Origin of the sequence: Devosia marina, assembly GCF_009758415.1 — a bacterium.
Classification (GTDB): Bacteria; Pseudomonadota; Alphaproteobacteria; order Rhizobiales; family Devosiaceae; genus Devosia; species Devosia marina.
This window is the reverse complement of sequence record NZ_WQRF01000004.1, coordinates 1-23503: the sequence shown is the minus strand read 5'-3', so window position 1 is coordinate 23503 and position 23503 is coordinate 1. Positions and strand designations below refer to the sequence as shown.

Sequence of the window (23503 nt, the reverse complement as noted above, 5' to 3'; positions counted from 1 at the left end):
AGGGGTGTTCTCGGCCAAGAGCTGCCCTGAGCCGGCTACTCGGCCTCCAGTTCCGGATAGATCAGCGCCGAGCACTGCCGGTTATTGGCATCGAGCTTGGCCTGATCCTCGGCCGACACCAGTCCGCTGAACACCGGCTCCCAGAGATCATCCCGCTTCACGCCTTCAAGCCCGCATTGGCAATAAATGGCGCAGAGCGCCGCTGTCGTGCCACTCTCCTCGCAGCTCATCTGGCAGGAATTGAGAAACTCCATGTCCCGACTGGCCTCCTGCGTCCCCATGACAAAGGAGAGCGGCATGATGACCGCCAGCAGCAGCGGCTGGTGCACCAGATAAATCACCAGGCTCCATCGCCCCATCCAGCCAAGCACCCGCGCCGCCCCATGGCGCGGCTGGATCGCCGCCATCCAAAGTTCAACGGCGCTACCCCGCACCAGCCGCATGGTCAGCACACCCAGAAGCACCACCCCGAACCAGGGAAATACCGGCACCAGATCATTGGTCGGCGGCGGCACCACCCAGAACCCGATCCAGGAAAACACTTTCTGGTTGTAGAGCGGATCGGCAAAGCCAAAATGCAGCCCGATCACTGCGGTGGCGACAAGCCCAGTCAGCCAGAGCGGGGTGAACAGAAAGGGCAGGGCCAGAACACTGGTCAGCGCAATGGCGTGCAACACACCGAAATAAACAAAGCTGTCGGGGAAGGCGAACCAGGTGCCGATGGTGATCAACGCTGCGCCGCCCACCACAAACAACCAGCGTCGCCAGAAGCTGCGCCAACGCACGCCATCCCCGTGCCCCAGCACCAGGCCGACACCGACCAGAAACATGAAGGCAAACAGGATCGTGCGCGCAAAGAACACCCAGCCGGGGTCGAACCCGACATCGACGGGTATGAAGCGGTAGAACGCCAGATCCCAGCACAAATGGTAAAACACCATCGCGATGATCGCGACGCCGCGGGCGATGTCGATGACCGGCAGGCGGGGGCGTTTCACAGTGAATGTATCGCTCAACTCATCCCCCTCACCGACCTACGCTTCGCTTCGGCCACCTCTCCCCGAGAGGGAGAGGAAACAGCATCGTGTACGCTCTTGTTCTTCTCCCTCTCGGGGAGAAGGTGGCGCGCAGCGCCGAATGAGGGGGCGTAAAGCCAGCCCGAAGAGCAGGTTGCTCCAGTAGAGCAATCTGAGAAGAGAAGGCCTTGAGGGCTGCGCCCGGATGGTAAGCGCGTTGCCCAAACAATCTTACCCCTCAAATCCCCGCACCACAGCCAAAAACTCCTCGCCATACCTGTCCAGCTTCCCCTGTCCGACGCCCGGCAGGTTCAGCAGATCATGCGGGTGTTGGGGTTGCGCCAGCGCCATGGCTTTCAGCGTCGCGTCATGGAAGATCACATAGGGCGGCACGCCCTGTGCCTTGGCCAGCCGCAAACGCGCCTCCCGCAACGCTTCGAATAGCGGCTTGGCATGCTCGGGCACATCCACCGACCGTGCCAGCGAGCGGCGCACTTCGACCGACTTTTTCGGCCGGTCCTTGCGCAGGGTCACATTGCGTTCGCGCTTGAACACCGAATGTGCCGCTTCGCTCAGCGTCAGCGCGCCATGATTGGCGTGGTCAACCACGATCAGCCCCATCGCCGTTAATTGCCGCAACACCGATTGCCAGGCCCGCGCGTCCAACTCCTTGCCCTGCCCGAAGACCTTCTGGTGCTGATGACCGAAACGGGTAACCTTCTCGGTCTCCTTGCCCACCAGTACATCGATCACATGGGCGGCGCCAAAGCGCATGCCGGTGCGGTAGATGGCAGCCATCGCCTTGATCGCCGCGTCGGTGCCGTCCCAGCTCTCCACCGGTGAGCGGCAGGTATCGCAATTGCCACAAGCCTGCGGATAGGTTTCTCCGAAATGTGCCAGAATGGCCTGCCGCCGGCACGAGGCAGTCTCGCAGACTCCGAGTAAAGCATTGAGCTTGCCATGCTCGACCCGTTTGACCTCGTCGGGCGCATTGCCCTCATCGATCATGCGCCGGCGCTGCACCACATCGGCCATGCCATAGCTCATCCAGGCATCGGCGGGCTGCCCGTCTCGTCCGGCGCGGCCGGTCTCCTGGTAATAGGCTTCAATGGAGGCCGGCAGATCCATATGTGCCACATAACGCACATCGGGCTTGTCGATCCCCATGCCGAAGGCCACCGTCGCCACCAGGCACAGCCCTTCGTCCTTGAGGAACGCATCCTGGTTGGCCGATCGCAGATCGGCACTCATCCCGGCGTGATAGGGCAGGGCGCGGATGCCCTTATTGCTCAACCAGTCGGCAATGTCCTCCACCTTGGCGCGGCTCAGACAATAGACAATGCCGCTCGAACCCTTGTGCCCGGCCAGGAAGTCCAAAAGCTGCTCGCGCGGCTTTTCCCGCTCGACAATGGAATAGGAAATATTGGGCCGGTCGAAACTGGTGGTGAACACCTCGGCCTGTTCCAGCCCCAGCCGCTCGACAATGTCTTCCCGCGTTGTGGGGTCGGCGGTGGCGGTCAGCGCAATGCGCGGCACCCCGGGAAACAGTTCCACCAGGTGGATCAGTTCGCGATATTCGGGCCGGAAATCATGCCCCCACTGGCTCACGCAATGGGCCTCATCAATGGCGAACAGCGCGATCTGCGTATCGGCCAGCATATTGGCGAAACCTGGCGTCGCCACCCGCTCGGGCGCCACATAGAGCAGATCCAGTTCGCCGCGCCGCAATTGCCGGCGAACTTCGCTTGCCTCCTCCTGGCTCAACGAGGAATTGAGCGCCGCTGCGGCCACGCCGGCCTGCTTCAGCGCCTCCACCTGGTCGCGCATCAAGGCAATCAGCGGCGAAATAACGATACCGACGCCGGGCCGGCAAATGGCCGGGATCTGGTAGCACATCGACTTGCCGGCGCCGGTCGGAAACAGCACGACTGCGTCGCCGCCCTCGGCCACATGTTCGATCACATCGGCCTGCTGCCCGCGCAATGCCTTGTGCCCGAATATATCGCGCAGCACCGCAAGCGGGCTGGGCCGCTCATGGCGCTGGGGCGAGAACAGGTCGATAGACTCAATGGCTTCCACGCGTCTCTTGAATCACGCAGTCGCGGGCAGGGCAACCGGCGAGCCGCTGGATTTCAGAACTACCCCCCGATGATCTCCCCGCCATTGGGGTGCAGTACCTGCCCGGTCATGTACGAGCTCTCGTCCGAGGCCAGGAACAGATGGCTGGTCGCCACCTCATTGGGCTGTCCCGGCCGGCCCAGCGGCTGATTGGCACCGAACCTGGCGACCTTGTCGGCCGGAAAGCTCGCCGGGATCAGAGGCGTCCAGATCGGTCCTGGCGCCACGGCGTTCACCCGAATACCCTTCTTGGCAAGGCTGCCCGAAAGCGATCGGGTAAAGGCCACGATGGCCCCTTTGGTCGAGGCATAATCCATAAGGCTCGGTGAGCCCCGATAGGCGGTGATCGAGGTGGTGTTGACGATGGCCGAACCTTCTTTGAGATGGGGCAGGGCGGCCTGTGCCATGAACATATAGCCGAAGAAATTCGTTTCGAAGGTCCGCCGCATCTGCTCCTCGGAGATCTCTTCAAGCGCGGTCTCCATATGCTGCTCGGCAGCATTGTTGACCAGCACATCGAGCTTGCCGAACGTCTCGACGACCTGCCTCACGACTGTTTCGCAAAAGGCCTTTTTGCCCACATCGCCGCGCAGCAGCAGGGCTTCCTTGCCCTCCGCCTTCACCGCTTCCGCCGTGATCGTCGCGTCCTCGGTTTCCTCGAGATAGACCAGCGCCACTTCCGCGCCTTCGCGGGCGAACAGCACCGCACAGGCCCGACCGATGCCGCTGTCGCCGCCGGTGATGATGGCAACCTTGTCCTTTAGCCGCCCATTGCCGGGAAACTTGGGCATGTATTCGGGCTTGGGATGCATCTCGGTTTCCCGCCCCGGCTGATGATCCTGCATCTGGGGCGGGTTTATCGTCTCGGCGGTTGATCCGGCCATGATCGTTCTCCTAGTGACGCGCGTTCTGCTCTTGGTGGCGCTTGCGGGTTTCCGCGGCCTTCTTGGCCGATGCGGATCGCTCCGATGCTGGGCGGTTGGCTGACGCCTCGCCACCTTTCTTGCCGCCCTTGTGCGCGGCCGGATTGTCAGTATGCGTGCCGCGGCCCGAGCCGGACTTGTTGCCGCCTCCATCGTCCTTGTTCACAGTCGCCCAGGCCCGCCGCTCGGCTTCCTCGTGGGAGACGCCGCGGTCTTCGTAGCTTTCTTCGATATGCTCGGCCTTGCGCTTTTGCTTGTCGGTATAGGCGCTCTTGTCACCGCGGGGCATGATCCCCTCCTGCGTTTGTGTTCGCTGGCCGGCGCGGGCGGGACAAAGGCCTGTGTCAGCTTGAACTGACTGATGCGGGAAACCGGAAAAACCGCACCAAAGGCCCTTTATCGCCGTGTCCGGTTGACGCGCGCCGGCCTGCACCCAAAACGAGGCCGTTGGGAAGCGGTTGCCCCGGCGCCGATCACAAATCGGGCTGCACCTTGGGCAGGGGCCGGCTGAGATAGCGCGAACCGGCCAGCACAAAGCGCCACGGCGTCTCCGCGCCCTTGGTGGTCCCGATGCGTGGACCGGTCGCAATGGGATGCGCCGCGTCAGCGGCTCTTAACCCAAACGGCGGTACATCCAGCCCCAGCCCGTCATGTCTTAGATCGATCCCCAGCGCCTGGGCCAGCTTGCCCGGCCCCGAGCACAATTGCCGGTCCGCCAACCCACCGCGCCGCGCGCGCATGGTTTCGAGACCCCGAACCGGCTCAAGCGCCCGGATCAGGATCGCGCTGCCCGGCCGGCAGACGAAATTGAGGCAATAGTGAATGCCGTAGATCTTGTAGACATAGGCATGCCCCGGCGGCCCGAACATCACTCTATTGCGCAGCGTCGGCCCGCGAAAACTATGCGAGGCCGGGTCCGTCTCGTCATAGGCTTCCACCTCGACAACAGACCCGCCAACGCCGTCGAACAGCAGTGTCGCGCCGATGATCTCCCGCGCCACTTCCAGCACCGGCCGGTCAAAGAAGCTTTTTTCCAGCATGGCCTCTGCCGCCTCGCCTCCTTGCAATACCGGACTTAGACCACGCGACTGCCCTGCCGCCAAGACCAGCCCATTGGCACGGTTTGACGAACAATGCCTTCGGTGTGGTTCTCTTTGTCGGAACGTCTCCGCGCGCTATCTCTGGGGTCACAGAGTATTCAGGAGGTCGAAATGATCGACACATCCATCCAGACCAATGTTCGCTCCAAACCCATCCTGCCGCTCAGCACGACGCTCGGGCCGGTCCACATCGCTGTCACCGAGCGGCAAAAAGCGCTGACCATCTGGCAGGATGTCGTTGGGCTCGACCTCATCTCCGAAGACGGCAACGCCCTGTCCATGGGTGCCGGCGGCAAGGTGCTGATCGTGCTCGAAACCGGCGCCACCCGCCCGGTGACCCCGCGCACCATCGGCCTTTACCACGTCGCCATCCACGTGCCCACGCGCGCTGATCTGGCACAGGTGGCGGTGCGCGCCTTGCAGCGCAATGTCCGCATTTCGCCGACCGACCATCTGGTCTCCGAAGCCATCTACCTTTGGGATCTGGACGGCAACGGCATCGAGATCACCTTCGAAACCCCCTGGCGCGGCACCCTGGGCGATCCTGACAAGGGGCAAACCTATGCGGTCACCACCGAGGGAAAACCCCATTCGGGCCGCGATCCCATCGATCTCGATGGCCTGCTGGGCGAACTCGGTGAGAACCCGGTCTTGGCGTCACGCATGCCGGCGGGTACCCGCATCGGCCATGTCCATGTGCACGTGAATGACCTCAACGTGGCAATGGAATTTTATCGCGACGTGCTCGGCTTTGCCGGGTTCCTCTTGATCCAGTCCTTCGGCATGGGCGATGTGGGGCTCGACTACATGCCCCATACCCTGGCCTTCAATGTCTGGTCCGGCCCCAATGCCGGCCTGCCCCCGGCCGGCAGCGCGGGCCTGCGCTGGTTCACCATTGTGCTGCCCGACGCCGAGAGCCTGGCGGCTCTCAAGGAGCGGTTGGAGCGGGCAGGGGCACCGCTCGACGTCATCGGCAACGATGTCGAAACCCGCGACCCCTCCGGCAATCGCATCCGGCTCGAACTGGCGGCCTGATCCTGAGGGCGCGCAATGCCAAAGCGCCCCCGGACTTGACCCGGGGGTGCTGCCCCTGCGATCCAAGGCCAGGGTGATGTGTCATCCAACAGACCACAGGAGCGCCGCATGCAATCTTATCAGGACGTCATCGATTTCTGGTTCGTCGAACACGGGCGGGACGATTGGTTCGGCGGCAAGCCGGAATTCGACGCCGCCCTCGCGGATCGCTTCGCCGATCTCCATCCCCAGGTCGCGCGGGGCGAGGCCTGGGCCTGGCGCGAAACGCCCGAAGGGCGCCTCGCCGAGATCGTGGTGCTCGATCAGTTCTCCCGCCAGCTGCATCGCGGCAGCGCCGAAGCGTTCGCGCAGGACAAGATGGCACTTGTCCTGGCGCAGGAAGCCATCTCCGGTGGTCATGACATGGCGCTTCCGCATGATTGGGCCTATTTCATCTACATGCCATTCATGCACGCTGAATCTCTGGCCATGCAGGACGAGGGCGTTCGGCTGTTCGAGAACTTCGGCAACGAAGATGCGCTCGGCTACATGGTCAAGCACCGCGAGACCATCGCCCGCTTTGGCCGCTTTCCTTTCCGCAACAAGGCGCTGGGGCGGGACAGCACGGCCGAGGAAATGGCCTATATGGACGAACAGGGCGACCGGGTTTTCTAACCCTCGGCAGGGTGCAACGCATCCGAATGCCTTGCGTTGGTCTTTCTAAAGGAGAGACCTCATGGATTTCGTCACCGGACCCGCCCTATGGCTCGTTGTCTTGACTGTTGGCGTCATCGTGCTTGGTGGCGCCATGGCCTATGGCATGCGCCGCAATCGAGATCGTACCCTGTCCGAAAAGATCACCACCGAGGTGGAAACCAGGCGCGGCTACGAAGAGCAGGACAAGAACCCGCCGGATTGAGAAAGGGGCGCCGTGGCGCCCCTTCTTTTGCCTACGCGACCAGACCTTTGGTTAGCTCCAGCGCCTGCCGCTCGAACAGCCGGCGGTAGATGCCGCCATTGAGCCGGATGAGCTGTTCGTGATTGCCCTCCTCGACAATTTTGCCCTTGTCGAAGACGAGCAACCTGTCGAGCGCCCGAACCGTGGACAGACGGTGTGCAATCACCAGCGTGGTGCGGCCTTCCATCAGCCGTTCCATGGCCTGCTGGATCATCACCTCGCTCTCGCTGTCGAGACTTGAGGTCGCCTCGTCCAGGATCAGGATCGGTGCATCGGCCAGGAACGCCCTGGCAATGGCAACGCGCTGCCGCTCGCCACCCGACAGTTTCACGCCGCGCTCACCCACCAAAGTTTCATAGGCCTTGGGCAACCCCATGATGAAGTCATGCGCATTGGCCTGTTTGGCCGCCGCGATGATCTCGCTCCGACTGGCGCCCGGCCGGCCATAGGAGATATTCTCCGCCAGCGTCCGGTGAAACAGGATCGGCTCCTGCTGCACAATGGCGAGCTGGCCGCGCAACGAGCTTTGCTGCACCTCGGCAATATTCTGGCCATCAATGGTGATCGCCCCGTCATTGACGTCATAGAGCCGCTGGATCAGCTTGACGAAGGTCGTTTTGCCCGAGCCGGAATGTCCCACCAGCCCGACCCGCTCGCCTGGCTTTATCTCGACCGAGAAGTCGCGATAAAGCGGGGTCGGATGCGCGCCATACTGGAAAGTAACGCGGTCGAACTTGATCCCGCCTTCGCCAATGGCAATCGGCGTGGCCCCGGCCTTGTCATCGATCCCCAGCGGATGGGCATAGAGCGCCACCAGTTCTTCCATATCGTTCACCGAGCGCTGCAGGTTGCGGATATGCATGCCCACATCGCGCAGATGACCCGAAAGCAGGAAGAACATGGTCAGGACGAAGGCGATGTCGCCCGGCGTTGCCTGGCCCTGCGTCCACAGCCACAGCACCAGCCCCAGAATGGCGGTCTGCATGCTGGCCATCATGACGCCTTGCACACCGCCGGCCAGCGTGCCGCGTTTCCAGGTGCGGCGCGTCCGATGGTCCCATTTGCCGATCACCTGATGCAGGCGCTGTTCTTCGCGCGTCTCGGCGCCAAAGGCCTTGACCACATTGTTGCAGCTCACCGCATCGGCCAGTGCCCCACCCATCCGGGTGTCCCAGGCATTGGCCAACGTGGCGGCTGGCGCCACATAGCCGGTCGAAAGTGCCACGGTCACCCCGATATAGACCACCGAGCCGACGCCCACCAACAGGCCCATCACGGGCCAATAAGACCCCAGGATCAGCGTTGCTCCGACCAGCATGATGGTCGAAGGCAGCAGCGCCACCAGCAGGGTATCGTTCAGCAGGTCGAGCGCCCACATGCCGCGCGTGATCTTGCGCACGGTCGAACCGGCAAAGGCATTGGCGTGCCAGTCGGTCGAAAACCGCTGTACCCGGTGAAAGGCGCTGGCAGCAATTTCCCCCATCATCTTGAGCGTCAGCGTGATGATGTTGAGGAACACGAACTGGCGCAGCACCACCGAAGCCAGATACAGCACCGACATGGTGATGAAGGCGGTCAGCGCGGCTGTCAGCGCGTCATTGTTTCCGCCGGCAATTGCGTCGACCAGCTGGCCGGCAAAAAGCGGGCTCAGGGCCTCGGCCAGGGTGGCCAGCAGCACCAGAAGGGCAATGACAGCCACGCGCCAGGGCTGACCCTGCCAATGCTTGAAAGTAAAGCCGAGCACGTTGCGAAAGGCGTCGGCACGGAAATCGAGCTTCTTGCGACTCATTTGGTGTGTCCGGTGCCGTTTTCCGGCGTCCGGTTCCTCAAAAAAGGGAAAAAAGAGCGCAGATTGGGCCTGGACGAATGACGCCTAAAGGCGGGCTCAACTGCTGGGAAGTACGGAAAAACCGCGAGTGGTCAGGCCGGAAGGGCGGACCACGGGGAACAAGGACCTAAGCTCGGCGCTTGCCCGCGAGGGGAGAGTACATCACTGCTGTCATGCAACGCCTCCCTGAGGTTCGAAATTGAAGCGGCGAACGTTTTGTAGCCAAACCGTTCGCCCTTGCCAATGCCATAAATGTGATCGACGCCTTTGGTGATGCAGCAAGGTCACAGGGGCGACTTATGCCCGCCAAAGAAACCTGCTGCACAATGGCCCCACCTCCGCACAAGCTGCGCGGGCGCCACGAACGGTCGGTGCGGAGGTCCGGATGGAGATGGGGTCGCCCGTCTTCCGCCGGCGGGCCACTGAATGAACCTGTTTCACTCCGCAGGTTCCATGTCGAGCCGTTCCGGCTGCACCGGTTCGGCAACTGCCACGTCGCCAGCAGGGCGAAGACGACGCAGTCCACATGGGCGGAGACGAGGACGCAAGTCCGCCATTCAATCCGTCGACGAGCCTCCGGAGTCTGGGGCGAGGTTTTCCTCACCTTCTATTTTCGCCGGACGACCGGCACCGAGGCGAAGCTCGCCCCAGACCGCAGCAATCGCAGGCGCCGCGCGTCATGCGAGGCTTCGACATGTCTTTTTGCGCCGGGATGTCCCCGGGGTGGCGCGGCGCGCGGCGGAACGATAGGCTCGCGCCAATCGATTCAAGAGCAAGAAGGCATCAGCCCTGTGAGTAATTCCAGTACTTCCCCCATCGATCCGGTCAAGCTCGACAAGCTCGGCGAAGTGGCCATCAAGGTCGGCCTGCAACTGGCCGAAGGCCAGGACCTGATCATCACTGCCCCGATGACGGCCGCACCCTTGGTGCGTCGCATCACCGAACATGCCTACAAGGCTGGTGCGGGCCTGGTGACCACCATTTATTCCGACGAAGAAGCGACCCTGTACCGCTTCCGCCATGCCAAGGATGCCAGCTTTGATCGCGCCGCCGGCTGGCTCTATGCCGGCATGGCCGAGGCCTACAAGAACAATGCGGCCCGCCTCGCCATCTCCGGCGACAACCCCATGATGCTGGCCAATGAAGACCCCGAAAAGGTCTCCCGCGCCAATCGCGCCAATTCCGCCGCCTATCGCCCGGCGCTGGAGCTGATCACCGGCTTCGATATCAACTGGAACATCGTTTCCTACCCCACGCCCAACTGGGCCAAGCTGGTCTTCCCCAACGACCCGGAGGACGTGGCCATTGCCAAATTGGCCGACGCCATCTTCAAGGCCTCCCGTGTCGATCAGGATGATCCCATCGCCGCCTGGAAGGCGCACAATGCTAACCTTCAGGCCCGCTGGACCTGGCTCAATGGCAAGAAGTTCTCCGCGCTGAAATATACCGGTCCGGGCACCGACCTCACCGTCGGTCTCGCCGATGGCCATCGCTGGAAGGGCGGTGCCTCCGAAGCCAAGAACGGGGTCACCTGCAACCCCAATATTCCTACCGAGGAAGTCTTTACCACCCCGCACCGGCTGCGGGTCGAGGGCACGGTGTCGGCCACCAAGCCGCTCTCGCTCAATGGCACGCTGATCGAGAACATCCAGGCGCGCTTTGAAGAAGGCCGCATGGTCGAGCTCAAGGCCACCAAGGGCGAGAACGTCTTCAACAAGGTGCTCGACACCGATGAAGGCGCCCGGCGCCTTGGCGAAGTGGCCTTGGTGCCGCATTCATCGCCGATCTCGGCCTCCGGGATCCTGTTCTACAACACGCTCTACGACGAGAACGCGAGCTGCCATATCGCCATGGGCCAGTGCTATGCCGATTGCTTCGAAGGCGGTAAGGATTTGACCTCGGACCAGATCTTCGCCCAGGGCGGCAACAGGTCGCTGATCCACATCGACTGGATGATCGGCTCCGATAAGGTCGATATCGACGGCGTCCACGCCGACGGCACGACCGAGCCCGTCATGCGCAAGGGCGAATGGGCGTTCTGATTGCGCCCCAAGATCTCACCTCCCCCTAAAAAGGGGGAGGTAGCGCCGCTCGGCCGGCAGGGCCGTAGCAGAGCTTGGTGGGGGTGAGGGCTTCCTATTCCCCCTTCAACTCCAGAAAGTCCTCGGCGCTCAGCACCAGCTTGCGGTCGATTTCGCCAATTTCCTTTTCGTCCTTGCCCTCATAGTCCAGCCCATGCAGCACGGTGCGGATGGCATTCAGGCGTAGGCGCTTCTTGTCATTGCCCCGGATCACCGTCCATGGCGCATGCGCGCTGTCGGTTTCGCGCAACATCCTGTCCCGGGCTACCGAGTAATCCTCCCACTTCGTCAGCGCCTTAAGATCGACCGGTGAGAGCTTCCAGGTCTTGAGCGGGTCATGCGCCCGGTCATGGAAACGCTTCAACTGCATTTCCCGGCCAATGGAGAGCCACAGCTTGAAGATCTTTATCCCGTCCCGGGTCAGCTGCTTTTCGAAGTCCGGCGCCTCTTCGAGAAAGCGCGTCGTTTCCTCCGGCGTACAGAACCCCATTACCGGTTCGACCACCGCCCGATTGTACCAGGAGCGGTCGAACAGCACCATTTCCCCGGCCGCCGGCAGCCAGTCGACATAGCGCTGGAAATACCATTGCGTGCGCTCCCGGTCATTGGGCTTGGGCAGGGCCGCGATGATGTTGTAGCGCGGATTGAGGTTTTCCAGGAACCGCTTGATCGTGCCGCCCTTGCCAGCGGCGTCCCGGCCTTCGAAGACAATGATCGTGCGCGTGCCGGCCTTGGCCATATGCGCCTGATGCAGCACCAACTGCTTTTGCAGCTTGTAGAACTGCGTGCCATAATCATCCTTGTCGAGCTTATCCTCATGCGGATAGGCACCCGATCCGAACGCCGCCTTCTTGATGGATTTGGGCAGGTCCGGGTCGTTGATATCAAAGCCGTCGATGGGATCGGTCACGCTGTCTCTCCGTTGTCACATAGACCGTGCTATGAACCCGCTTCCCGCGCAAGAGGCGGGCCCATTGCATTGATTCGACCTCCCGACATGGACGATCTGAGAACCACACATCTGACACGCAGGCCGGCCAACGCGTTGGTGCGCCTTGCCGGACAGGTGCCGTTGCTGCTCGGTTCGGCGGGTCTGGTAATTGCGTTTGTGGTCCTTGGCGGGTTGCGCATCGATCTGGCTCTGATCGGCTATCTTGTTCTTGTCGGTTTCGTCGCCATGCTGCCCCAACCGGTTGTCACAGTCACGCGCACCATGGAAGTGCCGGTTCCGGCGCCGGTCCAGCCCGTCATTGAGCAGGACATGCTGCCCGCCTTTGTTGAGGCCCTGGGCGACCCCGGCCTGGTGCTCGATGGCCGTGGCGCGGTCCTCCATCGCAATGGCGCAGCAGCCCGGCAATATCCCAGCCTGCAGCTGGGCCGTGTGATGACGCTGGTCATGCGCAATCCCGATCTGGTTGCGGCCATCGAGGGCTCGCAGCGAACCGGCGAGCCCCGCAGCTTCGAGCTGCATGAAACTGTGCCCTCGGAAACCTGGGACCGGGTCGTGGTCGCGCCGATCCGCCGCCCGGACCGGGATTGGTTTGCCGATGAAAACCGGCAATTGCTGGTCACTTTCCAGAGCCTGACCGAACTCAAGCGCGTTGACGCGCTGCGTACCGATTTCATCGCCAATGCCAGCCACGAGATGCGCACCCCGCTCGCCTCATTGGTCGGCTTTATCGACACCCTGCTCGGCCCCGCTGCGCGCGACGCGGCGGCGCGTGAAAAATTTCTTGGCATCATGCGCAGCCAGGCCGAGCGCATGAGCCGGCTGATCGATGATCTCCTCAGCCTTTCGCGCATTGAAATGCATCAGCATGTGCGCCCCACCGGTTCCGTGGATCTGACAGCCTTGTTGCGCGAAGTGCGCGAGGGCCTGCAGACCCAGGCCAAGGCCGCCCAGATCGATGTGATCCTGACCATGCCCAAGGCGCCGGTCACCGTATCCGGGGATCGCAGCCAGCTCTATGAAGTGTTCGAGAACCTGATCGACAACGCGATCAAATATGGCGCCGACGGCAAGACGGTCGAAGTCGAGCTGATCGATATTGACCGCTCAGGCCTTAAGCATATGGTCAGCGTCACTGACCATGGTCCCGGCGTTGAGCCTGAACACGTGCCGCGCATGACAGAGCGCTTCTACCGCATCGATGCCGAAGCGAGCCGGAAAAAGAAGGGTACAGGACTGGGCCTGGCCATCGTCAAGCACATCATCCAGCGTCATCGCGGCCAGATGAGCATCCGCTCCAAGCCCGGCGAGGGTCTGCGCGTCGAGGTTCTGCTGCCCTGATACCAACTGCTCGGCCCTTCTTGTCCCCGCAGGTGTGGACAGATGCTAGGTTATGGCAGTGAGAATTCAGCGGTGAACCGGCAATGTCCGTCTTCAGTGGCACACAAAAGAGGCGCCCCGCGGCGCCTTCTTGTGCAGGCCTGTTAGCGCCTCAGCGCTTTTTCTTGTCGAGCTGGTGATAGGCCCGGCGCGAATGGAACTCGCAATAAGGACCCGTCTCCAGGCTGTGCTGACCGCAAAAGTAGAAATCCTTGGTCAGCGGATCGCCGATCGGCCATTTGCAGGTGCTCTCGCTCAACTGCAACAAATTGATGCGCTTGTCCTCGGGAATGAAGAGTTCCGCGGCGGCTGGTGCCACATAGACCTCTGTGTCCATTTCCGGGCTGGCGGCCAGCGCCGTAGCACCCATGACCTGCGGACGGGACATCGACACGCGCGGCTTGGAGCTCATCGTGCTGGTGCTCGACGAACTGGTCGAGGGTCGGCGCGGCGCCGAGGGGCGTGCTGCCGGACGCGAACGCGGTGCGGTATTGGTGGGCTTGGCCCGGGCCGAAAGCTTGAGACGATGGACCTTGCCGATCACGGCATTGCGGGTAACCCCTTCGCCCAGTTCAGCCGCAATCTGGCTGGCACTGAGCCCTTCCATCCAAAGCTTTTTCAAAAGTTCGACGCGCTCGTCCGTCCAGCCCATCGGTTGCGCTCCTGAAACCATTGTCAAAACAGAATCCTTCATTGTGCGGCCAGAGTGGCACTGGCTGCCATATCGACTCTACAGCTCGTATGTTGAGCGGGTCCGCCACACGAGATATCGTGTCCCCAACGCCATGGAGATTACGCCATCGGCGGAATCAGGATCAAGAGTCGGCCCCGATTTTCCCCGTTTATTCATTGGTTAAAATTGCCCTAACGATCCTTGAGTCAAATCAGGCACTTGGCGGGTTGCAGATTGACTTTGTGGCCCCGTTTCGCCTAATTCTCGGGCCCAGACGCGCGGCCGAGAGGGCGCGTTTTTGGTTTGTGTGGCAGCTTTGCCACGCTTGTCGCCAGCCGGTCTTCAGCGAAAAGGGAAATTCATCATGTCTGCGCTCTACGGCACCTATGCCCGGTCCGATCTCGCCTTTGAGCGGGGCGAGGGCATGCGCCTGTATGATCAGCACGGACGCGAGTTTCTCGACTTCCATTCCGGCATCGCCGTCAATGCACTTGGTCATGGCGATCCGCATCTGGTCGCCGCACTCAAAACCGCGGCCGACAAGGTCTGGCATACCTCCAATGTATTCACCATTCCCGAGCAGGAGCGGCTGGGTCAGAGGCTGGTCGACAGCACATTTGCCGACAAGGTCTTTTTCACCAATTCTGGCGCCGAGGCGCTCGAATGCGCCATCAAAACGGCCCGGCACTATTTCTATTCCAAGGGCGAGCCGGACCGTTATGAAGTGATTGCCTTTACCGGCTCCTTCCATGGCCGGACCCTGGGCACCATCGCTGCCGGAGGCAATCCCAGCTATCTCGAAGGCTTCGGCCCGCCAATGCCCGGCTTCAAACATGCAGCCCCCGGCGATCTCGATGCCGTCAAGGCGCTGGTTGGCCCGCAGACCTGCGCCATTCTGATCGAGCCGGTGCAAGGAGAAGGCGGCGTCACCGCCATGAGCAGCGAGTTCCTTCAGGGCTTGCGCCAGATCTGTGACGACAACGGCCTGCTGCTGATCCTTGATGAAGTGCAGTGCGGTTTCGGCCGGACCGGCCGCTTCTTCGCTTTCGAATGGGCTGGTATCACGCCTGACATCGTGGCTGTGGCCAAGGCCATTGGAGGCGGTTTCCCGTTGGGCGCGTGCCTTGCCACCGAGGCGGCTTCGGCTTCCATGGTCCCAGGCACACATGGCTCCACCTATGGCGGCAATCCGCTGGGCTGCGCCATGGGTAACGCCGTGCTTGATCGCATTCAGGCGCCCGGTTTCATGGATCACGTTGCGCAGATGGGCCAGCGCCTGGCCTGGCATCTGCAGCAGCTCGCGCAGAAATATCCCGATTACGTGCTTGAGTTGCGCGGCAAGGGCTTGCTCGCCGGCATCAAGATCGCCCCGCCGGTCCGCGATTTCGTAGCGCGCCTGCGTGATGATCATCAGCTCCTGGCCATTGGCGCCGGCGACAATGTGCTGCGTCTCTTGCCGCCGCTCATCGTCACCGAGGCCGATATTGAGGACGCCATGGGCCGGATTGGCGCAGCTTTCGACGCCATTGAGGCCGAAACCGCGTCCACGGCGGCGGCGAGCTGAACGTCATGCTGATATTCTATCATTTCGGACGACGCCGAGGCGGTTCCTGACCCCTGGCCGCCGGGCCTTTCGCCCGCTTCGGACCGCTTTTCGTCCAATTCCATTCAAGCGTCACAAAAGGACCCCGGCCCATGAACTCGACCGGTACCCCAAGACATTTTCTCTCCATCGACGATTTTTCCCATGCCGAGCTGCGCGGCATGCTCAACCAGGCCGGTGCGCTCAAGGCGCGTCTCAAGGATGGCGATCGGCCCCAGCTCCTCAAGGACAAGGTGCTGGCCATGATTTTTGAACGCCAGTCCACCCGCACCCGGGTCAGCTTCGATGTCGGCATGCGCCAGCTCGGTGGCCAGACGATCATGCTTTCGGGCCAGGAAATGCAGCTCTCCCGCGAGGAAACTCTGGCCGATACCGCCCAGGTGATGAGCCGCTATGTCGATGCGATCATGATCCGTATCCTCAGCCATGCCGATCTGCTTGAGCTGGCTGAGGCCGCCACTGTTCCGGTCATCAATGGCCTGACGCGCCGGGCGCATCCGTGCCAGATCATGGCGGACCTGCTGACCTTTGAAGAGCATCGCGGCGATATCAAGGGCGCCAAGGTGACCTGGGTGGGCGACAGCAATAACGTACTCCATTCCTGGGTCAACGCGGCCGAACTGTTTGGCTGCGAACTGACCATTTCGGTGCCCGAGGAATACAGCCCTGAAAAGGACCTCAAGGAGGACATCAAGCGGGCCGGATCTGCGGTGCGCATGGTGGAGGACCCGCGCGAAGCCGTCGAAGGGGCGGATCTGGTCATCACGGACACGTGGGTATCGATGGGCGACACCGATGCCGCCGAGCGCCGCCGCATCTTGAAACCCTACCAGGTCAATACCAATCTAATGGCCTTGGCGAACAAGGACGCCCTGTTCATGCACTGCCTGCCCGCCCATCGCGGCGACGAGGTGACCGACGAGGTGATCGATGGTCCCCAGTCGGTGGTGTTTGACGAGGCCGAAAACCGCCTCCATGCCCAGAAAGCCGTTTTGTGCTGGGCCTTCGGGGTCGAAACGAACTAGACGGGCTTTCGTCCGTCCATGCTGAACCATCTAAGCTTTCACCCCCGCGCAAGCGGGGGCGTCTGTTTGAGCGGGCAGGGCGCGCGCCGGCGTCTTCCTGCCATGCCGGTGGTTGGGTAGCGCGTTTTGCCTTCAAGGCGTAGCCTTTGGAAAGACAAGTGAATAATGACCACGGAACCGACCATGACAGACAACCTGCTCTCCAGCCTGGGCCTTGATCGCCCCGAGACCGGTGACGACGCCGTGGTGCCCTTTACCCTCGACAAGCTCGACACCCGCGGTCGCGTGGTGCGCCTTGGCGCCGCGCTCGATACCATCCTCAGCCGCCACGATTATCCCCTGCCGGTCGCCCGGCTATTGGGTGAGGCCGTGGTGCTCTCGTCGCTGATCGGCTCTTCGCTGAAATTCGAAGGCCGCTTCATTCTGCAGACCCAGACCGATGGGCCGGTCAACCTTATCGTGGTCGACTTTGATGCGCCCGATGGCATGCGTGGCTATGCGCGCTTTGACCAGGACGCTTTGCTCAAGGCTGCCGAGGCCGGCAAGACCAGTCCTGCCGACCTGCTGGGCAAGGGGCATCTGGCCATGACCATCGATCAGGGCCAGCACACCGAGCGCTATCAGGGTATCGTGGCACTTGATGGCAACTCGCTTGAAGAGGTGGCACACACTTACTTCATGCAGTCCGAGCAGATCCCAACCCAGGTCCGGCTGGCCGTGGCCCAGATGTCGACGCGGGGCGACCATCGTCCGCGTTGGCGCGCTGGCGGCATGCTGATCCAGCATCTGCCGCCCAGCGGTCTGTCGGCCATGGCCGATCTGCCGGGCGATGGCGATTTTGACAACCCCGACATGGTCGACCCCGATTTTGTCGAGGCCGACGGCTGGTCCGAGGCCAAGGCCCTTTTGGGCACGGTTGGTGATCTCGAATTGTGCGACCCGGACCTGTCGCCAGAGCGCCTGCTGTTCCGCCTCTATCATGAGACGGGTGTTCGGGTATTTCCGCCTCAGGAGCTTGAGGAACGCTGCACCTGTTCTGCCGATCGCATAGAAGACATGCTGGCCAATAGTTTCTCTGACGAGGAGCGGCGGGACATGGCCGTGGATGGCGAAATCGAAGTGGTGTGCGAATTCTGCTCGACTGCCTACCGGTTCAATCCCCACCACTTCCATTCGGAAAGTTAAGGCATTGTCAGGTTGGCATTTTCCCTGATATGCCAACCGCATTCTACTTGCCTTCCAAAAAGAACAGGGCCAATGTTCCGGTATTCGAGCGGCTGAAGGGGGAATGCCGATTTGATGTCCACGATCGAGGACATCCAGCACCAGACCACAACCAACGCCGTTCTGAACGTCATGCTTCGGGCCCTTGAAAGTTGCGGCTTCGAGCGTTTTATTGTTTCAGGCCTTCCGGATCCAGGCATGGATGTGCGGCCCTTTGTGCTGCTTTCGGGCTGGGACTCTGAATGGTATGAACGCTACACAAGACAGGGCTACGTGCACATCGATCCTGTGGCGCGGCACTGTTACTCTACAACGCTTCCATTCGACTGGTCGCAAGCCCCATTTGATCGAGAAAATGATGGTCCGGCCCGTCGGGTGATGGACGAAGCGCGCGACTTCGGAATGGACGACGGATTCTGCGTTCCCGTGCACATGGAGGGAGGCATGCAGGGTGTCGTTTCCCTGGTCGGTGAGACGCAGCACCTCGACGAAAAGCAGCGGCTGGAATTGCACATGCTGTCGCTCTATGCCCACGGACGGCTGCGCTATCTAACTGGTCCTGCCATCCGCCCACCAGGGCGTCGTGTTATTACCCCACGTGAGGCGGAGATCCTTAAGTGGGCGGCAGCGGGCAAGACGGCCTCCGAAATCGCTGAAATCACCGGGCTGACCCCGCGCACCATAAATCAGCATTGTGAAAATGCTCAGAAGCGCATGGGTACCAGCAATCGCCTGCACACCGTGGTAGAAGCGATCCGGCACAAGCTGATTACGCTCTAACTTGGGTCTAATCGCTACAAGGGATTCTCCGTCGAACTGACAAGCGACCGTCGGTCTGTCCCTATTGGCTCGGAGATTTTTGCGTAACACTGTGATTTTTACCAATTTCGTTTCGCTTTGCGTCCATGCCTAATACGCCGGTCAATGCCGGTTGCTGGGGGCAGATCGATGAAATTGCACATCATCCGCAGTCCTGCGGACCGGCACGATCGTGAATTGCTGGAGCAGAATTTTCGTCTGCGCCACAGAATTTTTGTCGAATTGGCTGGCTGGAACTCCCTGCGTCGCGCGGATGCGCGCGATGTGGATGACTTCGACAATGATGATGCAACGCATTTGCTAATTTCCGATTCAGGCGTGGTGGTGGGTGGATCCCGCCTGACGCCATTGAATCGACCGAACTTGCTGCAGACTGTCTTTAACGGGTTAGTGCAAGGAAAACTCCCCGCCCACCCTTCGCTTGGGGCCGATTGGACGCGTTTTTACGTGCATCCCGATCGACGCGAAGGGCGGCGGCGCGCGCCCGAGTCTGCAGCCCTTTTCTGCGCAGTAATGGAATATGCCCTCTTGCAGGGCTACAGCTTCATTACCTTCGTGTCCTCTATCTCAATGCTCGAGCACGGCACTGCGGTGGGGTGGCGCATCACGCCGCTGGGGACACCGGCGATCAGTGACGGCAAACCCATCGTAGCGGCCTGGATCGAAGTGTCCGAACAGGCTCTGCAGAATGTACGGCGTCGCACCGGGATAAGCAGGCCGCTCGCCCCGGTGCATGGCCCACCGCCGGTTGTCTGGCCCGATGGACCGCAATTGGCCTGACCGGACCGCTCAGCATGTCCCAGGCAATTGCACTTGTTCAGGCAATACTTGGACCCAACGCATCGGCCGAGTTGGCCCGTATCTCGCTCGACAGAGCACTGGCTTCCGAAGTCGACCCCATTCGTTGGTACGCCATTCATCAAGGTCTCTCCGAAGCCGAAACCATGGCTCGGGCCGCAGGCTGGGCCGGTTTGGCCTTCGTCGACGCGGTGCCGCGCCAGGAGAGCGCCAGCGTTGACCCTGGACGAGTTCAGGCGTTGGGGGAAGTGCGCTTGTACTGGTCGCGTGTTGGCGGACGTGATGTTGCGTTTGCCGCGCCCGATTTCTTTGGCGTGCTGCGCCTGGCGCGGCTGAGGTCCGCGCGTCCAGATCTGTGCCGTAACATCTATCTAGTGCCCGAGAAAGCGCTGAGGAGCTTTCTGGTTGACCGGGCAGGTCCCGCCCTGATCGATGCGGCGCGGCAGAATATGTCTCGCTATTGGCCTCGCGCAGCTGCACAGCTGGAACTGACAGGTCCGGTCCGATATGTGTTCGCTGCAATTCTGGTGCTAGCGACCCTGGCGATCTCGACCGCCCCCCTTTACGGACCTGAGATCTTGGCGCCGGCATGGTTCGTACTGGTTATGCTGCCGACCGCGCTTCGAATGATGGCGTTGGTGACGCCGCTGCGGCGCGATCGCAGATATATGCGCCGGATTGAAGATACTGACATGCCGGTCTATTCCGTACTGGTGCCGCTCAGGGATGAAGCCAATATGGTGCCCCAGCTTTGCCGGACATTGGATGGCCTCGACTACCCTGCGGAAAAACTCGACATTGTCTTTGTAGTCGAAAGCCGCTCGCCCAAGACCGTCAGAGCACTGCAACCGTATTTGCGCGACCCAAGATACTCCCTCCGCATCGTACCCGATGCGCTTCCTCGCACCAAACCTAAGGCCCTCGATTTTGCCCTGCCATTGTGCCGCGGCGAGTTCATCGTTGTCTACGATGCCGAGGACCGACCAGAGCCTGATCAGCTTCGACGCATCGTTAACCAGTTCCGCCGCCAACCGGGATTGGAGTGCATTCAGGCGCAACTGATTATCGACAACGGCCGGCAAGGCTGGCTGCCTGCAGTTTTTTCCGGTGAGTATGCGGGGCTTTTCTCGGTGCTGCTGCCGGCCTTGGCCCGCTGGGGCCTGGTTATGCCGCTGGGCGGAACCTCAAACCACTTTCGGACTGAAACACTGCACAATCTGGGCGGTTGGGATGCGTTCAATGTTACGGAGGACGCGGATCTGGGGGTTCGGTTGGCCCGCCGAAAGCTGCGCTGTGCCACGAGCCCGGCGCGAACTTACGAGGCAGCGCCAGTGCGCCTGTCACCATGGCTCGGTCAGCGGACCCGGTGGATGAAGGGATGGATGCAGACATACGCTGTGCACCATCGTTATCCAGCAGCACTATTTGCCGACCTGGGCTGGCGCGGCACCGCCGGCCTGCAATTGGTTCTGACAGGCATGGTGCTGACCCCGCTGCTACACGCCGGTTTCCTGGTCACGTTGCCCATTCTGTTCTTCGCCGGCCGGTTGGGCGGACCAGCGATGCACGCTTGGGCTCTGGCTTGCATAGCGGTACTCGTATTGGGCAGCGCGGTGGCGATTGCGACCAATCTGGTGGGCTTGGCCCGCAGCGGACAAATCGGCATGATGAAATGGCAGCTGCTGGTGCCAGCCTATTGGGCGCTAATTGCCCTCGCCACGGTGCTGGCCCTGCGTGAATTTGTCCAGCGGCCATTCTATTGGTTCAAGTCTCCACATGAGGCGAGCGCCGGGCCCGAAGGCGAAGCCAAAAGTCCAGCTCAAGGTGGACACTACGTTCGGACTCAACTGGCGGGATACAATCGCCAGCGCCGGGGACGAAAGCCGATCCGGGATCGCTCTGCGGCCGGGTGATCGAAGGGCAGGTCGATCTCGACCCGGTGCGACGAGTGCGATAGCTCGATTTCCAGCCGCCGCGTCCCGCCAACCCGGCGGCTGGCGACGACCGCGCCACCCAGGGCCGTATTTCCTTCTACCAGCTCCACATCGTGAGGACGGAAGAACAATTGACCTGCTCCTGTGGCGTCGGGCGCGGCAAGGTCCAGCTTCTGTCCCGCGAGTTGGACGCCGCCATTCTCAACGGTGACAGGCAACCGGCTCGACTCCCCTATAAAGCCGAAGACAAAGGGAGAGGCCGGCGTGTCGTAAACCGCATCAGGCGTGCCCACCTGTTCGATCCGGCCCTGGCTCATCACGCATAGCCTGTCGGCCAGTTCCAGAGCTTCTTCCTGGTCATGCGTTACAAACACGGTGGTGTGCCCGGTCCGGTCGTGGATTTCGCGCAGCCATTTGCGCAATTCGCGCCGCACCTGCGCGTCGAGCGCGCCGAAAGGCTCATCGAGCAGCAGCACGCGCGGCTCAATGGCCAGGGCGCGGGCCAGGGCCACCCGCTGGCGCTGCCCGCCCGAAAGCTGGCTGGGAAAGCGCTTCTCAAGGCCGGATAGCTGCACCAGATCGAGCAATTCCATCGCCCGGCGGCGGATTTCGGCAGCGGCGGGGCGCTTCGCCCGGGGCCGCACCTTGAGGCCGAAAGACACGTTCTCCAGAATGTTCATATGCCGGAACAAGGCGTAGTGCTGGAACACAAAGCCGATATTGCGTTCCTGCACGCTCTTGTCCGACGCGTCCTCGTCGCCGAACAGGATGCGCCCACTGGTCGGCCGTTCCAGGCCAGCGATCAGGCGCAACAGGGTGGTCTTGCCCGATCCGGATGGACCGAGCAGCGCGATCAACTCGCCCGAATGGATATCCAGCGACACATCGTGCAGCGCCGGAAACCGGTCGAACTCCTTGCGAACCTTTTCTGCGCGAACGTTCATCTTGCTTCCCATCGACCTGTTGCTGGCGGTATTCGGAACAAATTCGCGCACGTCGCAAGGGGGCCGAACCCCCAAAGCCATGAATTTTTCCCGCTCAGTACAGCCGACGCCAAATTCTCCCAAGAATGCAGAGGCAGGCAGCATCGTGGTCCAGCTTGGGCAATGCTGCCCCCATCTTCGACTTAACCTTCTGAATTGATTGCGCCTTGGTACTTTTCCGCGCGTTCATCTCGCGGCCATTATGGGGCGATGTGGGGCCAGGCATGGTGCCCTTGTTCTTTCAACCAAGGAGATCCTTCCATGAACAAGTTCGCCATCGTCGCCACCCTGGCTGTCTTCACTCTTGCGGCCGGCGCCCCGGCCTTTGCCGCGACCGACACCATCTTTGATCACTCCGGGGCCTATGTGCAGCAGGACATCGCCGCCCAGGGTTTCAACGTGACCGGCGGGGAAGAATGGGGTGAGCTGATCGTTGCTACCGTGGTCGACGATGAGGGCCATTCGAGTGTCAAGTTCTTCGATCCAGATACCATCGCACTGGTGCGGTGATCCTCATAAGGGGGGACGGTCTTGCCGTCTCCCACTGTGCACTCCTGGCTGCCCATGACCTGCAGTTCGGACCGAGCACTGAACGGCGAGCTGACAGATGCTGGCCGGACCGGCGCTAGGACCGGCTGCAATGACAACTCAATGCAATGCAGAACGAACGCCGAAGTGCAAAAAGTCCCGCAAATGCTGGGGCTTGGATTCACTTATGCACAAGGCCCGCGCAGCCCGCATAAGAAATGTCATCTTTCTTTCACGAGGGGTGTTGACGCCCAGATAGGGCTCCCCTATAACCCCGCTCGTTGACGACGCAAGTGCCTCCGGCGCTTCCACTGACAACGATCCTCAAAGGGCAGACGATCTGCCGGTTCGCCGGACAGGAAATGCTGTTCCCTGACGGAATTATAGGGAGTGAAAACTCTCACCGACGCTTTAGTCCTCGCGGACATTGGGTCAGCTCTTTGACATTGTGAAGAATTGAAGAAAGAGAAACGTGGACGGCGAGGTTCTTGCGAACTGGTCGGGAAGCAATTCCTGATTGGTTGTAAAAGACTTCGATGGGTGCACGTT

The 23503-nt window shown here is 61.6% G+C and carries 21 protein-coding genes; 12 read left to right on the top strand and 9 right to left on the bottom strand.

Annotation, left to right across the window (positions count from 1 at the left end):
- Positions 1-35: 35 nt before the first annotated feature.
- From GO014_RS13425 to GO014_RS13405, 5 genes are all read right to left on the bottom strand, one after another.
- Positions 36-1016: an acetyltransferase domain-containing protein gene (locus GO014_RS13425; protein ID WP_157290866.1), complete on the bottom strand. Its 981-nt coding sequence runs from the start codon at positions 1014-1016 to the stop codon at positions 36-38.
- 231 nt (positions 1017-1247) lie between these two features.
- Complete coding sequence (recQ, locus tag GO014_RS13420; protein WP_343030955.1) at positions 1248-3095, bottom strand: DNA helicase RecQ; 1848 nt, start codon at positions 3093-3095, stop codon at positions 1248-1250.
- Positions 3096-3154: 59 nt separating this feature from the next.
- Positions 3155-4018: an SDR family oxidoreductase gene (locus GO014_RS13415; protein ID WP_157290865.1), complete on the bottom strand. Its 864-nt coding sequence runs from the start codon at positions 4016-4018 to the stop codon at positions 3155-3157.
- Positions 4019-4028: 10 nt separating this feature from the next.
- Positions 4029-4346 carry a plasmid stabilization protein gene (locus GO014_RS13410; protein WP_116590874.1) on the bottom strand — a complete coding sequence of 106 codons (318 nt, stop codon included), beginning with the start codon at positions 4344-4346 and terminating at the stop codon, positions 4029-4031.
- A 184-nt stretch (positions 4347-4530) separates the two neighbouring features.
- Positions 4531-5097, bottom strand: coding sequence for a DNA-3-methyladenine glycosylase (locus GO014_RS13405; protein WP_157290864.1), 567 nt, complete (start codon positions 5095-5097; stop codon positions 4531-4533).
- A gap of 171 nt (positions 5098-5268) precedes the next feature.
- On the opposite strand from GO014_RS13405, the gene GO014_RS13400 reads away from it, so the two are divergent.
- The 3 genes from GO014_RS13400 to GO014_RS13390 all read left to right on the top strand — a co-directional run bounded on the left by GO014_RS13400 (position 5269) and on the right by GO014_RS13390 (position 7090).
- On the top strand, positions 5269-6192 hold the full coding sequence (locus tag GO014_RS13400; RefSeq protein ID WP_157290863.1) for a VOC family protein: 924 nt from the start codon (positions 5269-5271) through the stop codon (positions 6190-6192).
- A gap of 108 nt (positions 6193-6300) precedes the next feature.
- Positions 6301-6846, top strand: a complete 546-nt coding sequence (locus tag GO014_RS13395; RefSeq protein ID WP_157290862.1) for a DUF924 family protein — start codon at positions 6301-6303, stop codon at positions 6844-6846.
- A 61-nt stretch (positions 6847-6907) separates the two neighbouring features.
- On the top strand, positions 6908-7090 hold the full coding sequence (locus tag GO014_RS13390; RefSeq protein ID WP_157290861.1) for a hypothetical protein: 183 nt from the start codon (positions 6908-6910) through the stop codon (positions 7088-7090).
- 31 nt (positions 7091-7121) lie between these two features.
- Here the strand turns inward: GO014_RS13390 and GO014_RS13385 are convergent, their stop codons facing one another.
- Entirely contained in the window at positions 7122-8918 is a 1797-nt protein-coding gene (locus GO014_RS13385) for an ABC transporter ATP-binding protein (protein ID WP_157290860.1), read from the bottom strand.
- 830 nt (positions 8919-9748) lie between these two features.
- Between GO014_RS13385 and GO014_RS13380 the strand changes: the two genes are divergently transcribed.
- Positions 9749-10999, top strand: a complete 1251-nt coding sequence (locus GO014_RS13380; protein ID WP_425482083.1) for an aminopeptidase — start codon at positions 9749-9751, stop codon at positions 10997-10999.
- Positions 11000-11093: 94 nt separating this feature from the next.
- Here GO014_RS13380 and ppk2 read toward each other — a convergent pair whose 3' ends face one another.
- Positions 11094-11948, bottom strand: a complete 855-nt coding sequence (ppk2, locus tag GO014_RS13375; protein ID WP_343030954.1) for a polyphosphate kinase 2 — start codon at positions 11946-11948, stop codon at positions 11094-11096.
- 87 nt (positions 11949-12035) lie between these two features.
- Between ppk2 and GO014_RS13370 the strand changes: the two genes are divergently transcribed.
- Entirely contained in the window at positions 12036-13328 is a 1293-nt protein-coding gene (locus GO014_RS13370) for a sensor histidine kinase (RefSeq protein ID WP_179952975.1), read from the top strand.
- Positions 13329-13479: 151 nt separating this feature from the next.
- On the opposite strand, the gene GO014_RS13365 is transcribed toward GO014_RS13370, so the two are convergent.
- Positions 13480-14019, bottom strand: coding sequence for a GcrA family cell cycle regulator (locus GO014_RS13365; RefSeq protein WP_157290858.1), 540 nt, complete (start codon positions 14017-14019; stop codon positions 13480-13482).
- 385 nt (positions 14020-14404) lie between these two features.
- Between GO014_RS13365 and GO014_RS13360 the strand changes: the two genes are divergently transcribed.
- From GO014_RS13360 to GO014_RS13335, 6 genes are all read left to right on the top strand, one after another.
- Positions 14405-15604, top strand: a complete 1200-nt coding sequence (locus GO014_RS13360) for an aspartate aminotransferase family protein (protein ID WP_157290857.1) — start codon at positions 14405-14407, stop codon at positions 15602-15604.
- Between the two features lie 131 nt (positions 15605-15735).
- Complete coding sequence (argF, locus tag GO014_RS13355; RefSeq protein WP_116590863.1) at positions 15736-16668, top strand: ornithine carbamoyltransferase; 933 nt, start codon at positions 15736-15738, stop codon at positions 16666-16668.
- A gap of 165 nt (positions 16669-16833) precedes the next feature.
- Positions 16834-17853 (top strand): Hsp33 family molecular chaperone, encoded by a 1020-nt coding sequence (locus GO014_RS13350; RefSeq protein ID WP_425482082.1) that lies wholly within the window; start codon positions 16834-16836, stop codon positions 17851-17853.
- Between the two features lie 114 nt (positions 17854-17967).
- A complete protein-coding gene (locus tag GO014_RS13345; protein ID WP_157290855.1) occupies positions 17968-18672 on the top strand; it encodes a helix-turn-helix transcriptional regulator in 705 nt (234 codons plus the stop codon).
- 168 nt (positions 18673-18840) lie between these two features.
- A complete protein-coding gene (locus GO014_RS13340; RefSeq protein ID WP_157290854.1) occupies positions 18841-19491 on the top strand; it encodes an acyl-homoserine-lactone synthase in 651 nt (216 codons plus the stop codon).
- Between the two features lie 14 nt (positions 19492-19505).
- Positions 19506-21422: a glycosyltransferase family 2 protein gene (locus tag GO014_RS13335; RefSeq protein ID WP_157290853.1), complete on the top strand. Its 1917-nt coding sequence runs from the start codon at positions 19506-19508 to the stop codon at positions 21420-21422.
- On the opposite strand, the gene GO014_RS13330 is transcribed toward GO014_RS13335, so the two are convergent.
- Positions 21353-22387 carry a sulfate/molybdate ABC transporter ATP-binding protein gene (locus GO014_RS13330; protein ID WP_157290852.1) on the bottom strand — a complete coding sequence of 345 codons (1035 nt, stop codon included), beginning with the start codon at positions 22385-22387 and terminating at the stop codon, positions 21353-21355. The genes GO014_RS13335 and GO014_RS13330 overlap by 70 nt on opposite strands.
- Positions 22388-22687: 300 nt before the next feature.
- Here GO014_RS13330 and GO014_RS13325 point away from each other — a divergent pair, with 300 nt between their 5' ends.
- On the top strand, positions 22688-22936 hold the full coding sequence (locus tag GO014_RS13325) for a hypothetical protein (RefSeq protein ID WP_157290851.1): 249 nt from the start codon (positions 22688-22690) through the stop codon (positions 22934-22936).
- Positions 22937-23503 lie beyond the last annotated feature (567 nt).

What these genes read in the sequence shown, in the direction of transcription:
- GO014_RS13390 (WP_157290861.1), top strand. Translation starts at nt 6,908, where the DNA reads ATGGATTTCGTCACCGGACCCGCCCTATGGCTCGTTGTCTTGACTGTT.
- GO014_RS13385 (WP_157290860.1), bottom strand. Translation starts at nt 8,918, where the DNA reads ATGAGTCGCAAGAAGCTCGATTTCCGTGCCGACGCCTTTCGCAACGTG.
- GO014_RS13350 (WP_425482082.1), top strand. Translation starts at nt 16,834, where the DNA reads ATGACCACGGAACCGACCATGACAGACAACCTGCTCTCCAGCCTGGGC.
- GO014_RS13365 (WP_157290858.1), bottom strand. Translation starts at nt 14,019, where the DNA reads ATGGGCTGGACGGACGAGCGCGTCGAACTTTTGAAAAAGCTTTGGATG.
- GO014_RS13345 (WP_157290855.1), top strand. Translation starts at nt 17,968, where the DNA reads ATGTCCACGATCGAGGACATCCAGCACCAGACCACAACCAACGCCGTT.
- GO014_RS13395 (WP_157290862.1), top strand. Translation starts at nt 6,301, where the DNA reads ATGCAATCTTATCAGGACGTCATCGATTTCTGGTTCGTCGAACACGGG.
- GO014_RS13410 (WP_116590874.1), bottom strand. Translation starts at nt 4,346, where the DNA reads ATGCCCCGCGGTGACAAGAGCGCCTATACCGACAAGCAAAAGCGCAAG.
- GO014_RS13335 (WP_157290853.1), top strand. Translation starts at nt 19,506, where the DNA reads ATGTCCCAGGCAATTGCACTTGTTCAGGCAATACTTGGACCCAACGCA.
- GO014_RS13370 (WP_179952975.1), top strand. Translation starts at nt 12,036, where the DNA reads ATGGACGATCTGAGAACCACACATCTGACACGCAGGCCGGCCAACGCG.
- GO014_RS13330 (WP_157290852.1), bottom strand. Translation starts at nt 22,387, where the DNA reads ATGAACGTTCGCGCAGAAAAGGTTCGCAAGGAGTTCGACCGGTTTCCG.
- GO014_RS13400 (WP_157290863.1), top strand. Translation starts at nt 5,269, where the DNA reads ATGATCGACACATCCATCCAGACCAATGTTCGCTCCAAACCCATCCTG.
- argF (WP_116590863.1), top strand. Translation starts at nt 15,736, where the DNA reads ATGAACTCGACCGGTACCCCAAGACATTTTCTCTCCATCGACGATTTT.
- GO014_RS13340 (WP_157290854.1), top strand. Translation starts at nt 18,841, where the DNA reads ATGAAATTGCACATCATCCGCAGTCCTGCGGACCGGCACGATCGTGAA.
- GO014_RS13405 (WP_157290864.1), bottom strand. Translation starts at nt 5,097, where the DNA reads ATGCTGGAAAAAAGCTTCTTTGACCGGCCGGTGCTGGAAGTGGCGCGG.
- GO014_RS13360 (WP_157290857.1), top strand. Translation starts at nt 14,405, where the DNA reads ATGTCTGCGCTCTACGGCACCTATGCCCGGTCCGATCTCGCCTTTGAG.
- GO014_RS13415 (WP_157290865.1), bottom strand. Translation starts at nt 4,018, where the DNA reads ATGGCCGGATCAACCGCCGAGACGATAAACCCGCCCCAGATGCAGGAT.
- GO014_RS13325 (WP_157290851.1), top strand. Translation starts at nt 22,688, where the DNA reads ATGAACAAGTTCGCCATCGTCGCCACCCTGGCTGTCTTCACTCTTGCG.